Origin of the sequence: Kineococcus glutinatus, from assembly GCF_039542765.1 — a bacterium.
In the GTDB taxonomy this organism is placed as follows: Bacteria; Actinomycetota; Actinomycetes; order Actinomycetales; family Kineococcaceae; genus Kineococcus_A; species Kineococcus_A glutinatus.
Map to the genome: position 1 here is coordinate 1 of NZ_BAABIL010000593.1, position 2,694 is coordinate 2,694.

The 2,694-nt window shown below is 76.1% G+C and carries 3 protein-coding genes; 2 read left to right on the forward strand and 1 reads right to left on the reverse strand.

Annotated elements, in window-relative coordinates; genetic code table 11:
- On the forward strand, positions 1-613 hold a 613-nt coding region (locus ABEB16_RS18740; RefSeq protein ID WP_345713728.1), incomplete at its 5' end, for a CbiQ family ECF transporter T component.
- 72 nt (positions 614-685) lie between these two features.
- Entirely contained in the window at positions 686-1,750 is a 1,065-nt protein-coding gene (locus tag ABEB16_RS18745) for a LacI family DNA-binding transcriptional regulator (RefSeq protein ID WP_345713729.1), read from the forward strand.
- Between the two features lie 45 nt (positions 1,751-1,795).
- On the opposite strand, the gene chvE is transcribed toward ABEB16_RS18745, so the two are convergent.
- Positions 1,796-2,694 (reverse strand): multiple monosaccharide ABC transporter substrate-binding protein (chvE, locus tag ABEB16_RS18750; RefSeq protein WP_345713730.1); only part of this gene is annotated, 899 nt, incomplete at its 5' end.

The window sequence follows — 2,694 nt, forward strand, 5'->3', positions numbered from 1 at the left end:
TGCGGCCGCGCTGGCGGTGCAGCTGCTGCTGGCGCCCTTCGCGGCGCCGTCGCTGCGGGCGGTGCTGCCGCGGCTGGTGGGGGTGGGGCTGGCCGCCGTCTCGGTGGGCTGGTCCACCTGGCTGCTGGGTGCGGGCGGGCCGGACCGGTCGGAGGTGGCGGTCACCGCCGCGCTGCGCGTCCTCGTGCTCGTGGTGCCGGGGGCGCTGCTGCTGGGCTGGGTGGACCCGAGCCGGCTGGGGGACGCCCTCGCCCAGCGGCTGCGCCTGCCCGCGCGCCCGGTGGTGGCGGCGACGGCGGCGCTGCAGCGGCTGGAGCAGCTGCACGAGGCGTGGGACGCGCTGGCCAGGGCCCGGCGCGCCCGGGGGCTGGGGCCGGGCCGCTCCCCGGTGCAGCGGGCGCGGTTCGCGGCGGCCATGACGTTCGGGGTGCTGGTCGTGGCGCTGCGCTCGGCGGAGCGGGCGGCGGCGGCGATGGACGCGCGCGGGTTCGCCGGCTGCGGCCGGCGCACGTGGGCGGAGCCGGCGCCGTGGACCCGCGCCGACTCCGCGCTGCTGGTGGTGGGGGCGGCGGTGGCGGTGGTGCCGGCCGTGGTGGGTCTGCTGCTGCGCTGAGCCCGGGTGCGGTCGGCCCACCCGGGGGTGCGGTGCTGCCGGGCGACGCCCGCGGCCACCTAGGGTGTCGGCGTGACTGCGACGCCCGCCGCCGGCGGCCGCCCGCCGGTGATGGCGGACGTGGCGCGGGTCGCGGGGGTCTCCCACCAGACGGTCTCGCGGGTGCTCAACGACGCGGGCGCGGTGCGCCCGCAGACGCGGGCGCGGGTGCTGGCGGCCATCGAGGAGCTGGGCTACCGCCGCAACCCCGCGGCGCGGGCGCTGGTCACCAACCGCTCGGGCCTGCTGGGTGTCATCACCCCCTTCGGCGTCCACCACGGTCCGGTGCACACGGTGCTGGGGGTGGAGGAGGCGGCCCGCGCGCTGGGCCGGTCGGTGGTGCTGACGAGCCTGGTGGAGGTGCGCCCGGACACGCTGCGGGCCGCGGTGGACCACCTGGCGGCGCAGCAGGTGGAGGGCATCGTGATCGTGACGTCGGTGGCCTCGGCGGTCGGTGCGCTGCCGGCGCCGCCGGGGGTGCCGGTCGTGGTGGCGCAGGCACACGTGACGGGGGCGTTGGCGGGCGTGTCCGTCGACCAGGAGCTGGGGGCGCGGCTGGCGACCCGGCACCTGCTCGACCTGGGGCACGAGACGGTGCTGCACCTGCGCGGGCCCGACGGCTGGCCGGAGGGCGACCGCCGCGAGCGGGGCTGGCGCCGGACGCTGCTGGAGGCGGGTGCGCCGGTGGTGGAGCCGCTGCCGGGGGACTGGTCGGGCGACTCGGGCTACGCGGCGGGCCGGGAGCTGCTGCGGCGCTGGGCGGCGCTGCCGCCGGCCCGGCGCCCGGCGCGGCGGCCGGTGGCGGTGTTCGCGGCCAACGACCTGATGGCGCTGGGCCTGGTGCACGCCCTGCAGGAGGCCGGGGTGGGCGTGCCGGCGGAGGTGGCGGTCGTGGGGTTCGACGACGTGCCGGCGGCGGCGCACTCGTGGCCGCCGCTGTCGACGGTGCGCCAGGACTTCCGGGAGCTGGGCCGCCGCTGCGTGCTGGCGGTGCTGGCGCAGCTCGGCGAGGCGCCCGCGGGGCCGGCGTCGGCGCCGATCGCGCCGCAGCTGGTGGTGCGGGACAGCTCCGGCGGCCCGGTGCGGCGCCGGCGGTGAGGCACCCCACCACCCCGACGGGCGGCGGGGTGCCCCGCGGCGGGATCAGCCCAGCTGGTCGGCGGTGTAGTACCCGCCGCCGACGAGGACCTCCTCGTAGTTGGTCTCGTCCACGGAGACGGGCTGCAGCAGGTACGACGGGACGATCTTCGCGCCGTTGTCGTACGTCTCCGTGTCGTTGATCTCCGGCTCCCTGCCCTCCAGCACCGCCTGGGCCATGTCGACGGCGACCTCGGCCAGCTCGCGGGTGTCCTTGTAGACGGTCTGCGACTGCTCGCCGGCGATGATGGACCTCACCGACTCCAGCTCGGCGTCCTGGCCGGTGACGACCGGCAGCGGCTTCTCCGCGGTGCCGTACCCGGCGGCCTTGAGGCTGGTGATGATGCCGATGCTCATGCCGTCGTAGGGGGACAGGACGGCGTCGACCGCGGCGTCGGCGTAGTGGGTGGCGAGCAGGGCGGCCATGCGCTGCTGGGCCGTCGCGGCGTCCCAGCGCAGGGTGGCGATCTTGCCCATGTCCATCTGGCCGCTCTTGACGACGAGCTTGCCGGCGGTGATGTAGGGCTGCAGGACCGACATCGCGCCGTCGAAGAAGAAGTACGCGTTGTTGTCGTCGGGCGAGCCCCCGAAGAGCTCCACCTCGAACGGTCCCGGTGCGGTGTCGAGCTGGAGGGCGTCCTTGATGTAGGTGCCCTGCTGGACGCCGACCTGGAAGTTGTCGAACGTCGCGTAGTAGTCGATGTTCGGGGAGTTGAGGATGAGGCGGTCGTAGGAGATGACCGGGATGCCGGCGTCCTTGGCCCCCTGCAGCACCGAGGTGAGCTGCTTGCCGTCGATCGCGGCGACGACGAGGACCTCGACGCCATCGGCGATCATCGTCTCGATCTGGTTGACCTGCACGGAGATGTCGTCCTCGGCGTACTGCAGCTGCGCCTCGTAGCCGG